This is a genomic window from Paenibacillus sp. P4_E11 (assembly GCF_056401635.1).
Genome location: NZ_JBFUIX010000595.1, coordinates 1 through 882 on the forward strand (window position 1 = coordinate 1; position 882 = coordinate 882).

An 882-nucleotide genomic window follows, 5' to 3' on the forward strand; every position below is an offset into this window, starting at 1 on the left:
CGGAATCACTCTTGTTTTCTCTTCCTCCAGGTACTTAGATGTTTCAGTTCCCTGGGTATGCCTCTACCCACCCTATGTATTCAGGTGAGAGTAACAACCTATTACGGCTGCTGGGTTTCCCCATTCGGACATCCCCGGATCAAAGCCTGCTTACGGCTCCCCGAGGCATTTCGTCGTTCGCCACGTCCTTCTTCGGCTCCTAGTGCCTAGGCATCCTCCGTGCGCTCTTACTTGCTTATCCTCGATTTTTCCGAAAGGAAATATCGTTTCCAAGCTCACAATTGCCACTAGAAAGTCTAGTTCTCGTTATCGTTTCGCTATCCAGTTTTCAAGGAACAAACTATTGAAAGTGGTTCGTTGGTGGAGCCAAGCGGGATCGAACCGCTGACCTCCTGCTTGCAAGGCAGGCGCTCTCCCAGCTGAGCTATGGCCCCAAGTATATGATGGTTTACCGGGGTCCCCGAAAAGTAATCGGAATAAGCTACAAAGCCTATCTTCACTTTTTGGGGTGCAGATAAATTCCATCAAAACTGAACAAATGATAAGCCGACGACAGGCTGTTGTGCTAAAACATCGGGCTTCGCAAATGTACTACATAGCGAAGCTCCATATGCTAATGTACCAAGTTCCTACAGAACTTGAAGTACTCCATAGAAAGGAGGTGATCCAGCCGCACCTTCCGATACGGCTACCTTGTTACGACTTCACCCCAATCATCTACCCCACCTTCGGCGGCTGGCTCCCTTGCGGGTTACCCCACCGACTTCGGGTGTTGTAAACTCTCGTGGTGTGACGGGCGGTGTGTACAAGACCCGGGAACGTATTCACCGCGGCATGCTGATCCGCGATTACTAGCAATTCCGACTTCATGCAGGCGAGTTG

Annotated in this window: 1 tRNA gene and 2 rRNA genes; all 3 read right to left on the bottom strand. The window is 50.6% G+C overall.

What is annotated here, in order from left to right:
• Positions 1 to 241: ribosomal RNA gene (locus AC1DWB_RS36300) — 23S ribosomal RNA — on the bottom strand; the annotation flags it as partial.
• A gap of 117 nt (positions 242 to 358) precedes the next feature.
• A tRNA-Ala gene (locus tag AC1DWB_RS36305) sits at positions 359 to 434 on the bottom strand.
• A gap of 220 nt (positions 435 to 654) precedes the next feature.
• Positions 655 to 882 (bottom strand): 16S ribosomal RNA (locus AC1DWB_RS36310); the annotation flags it as partial.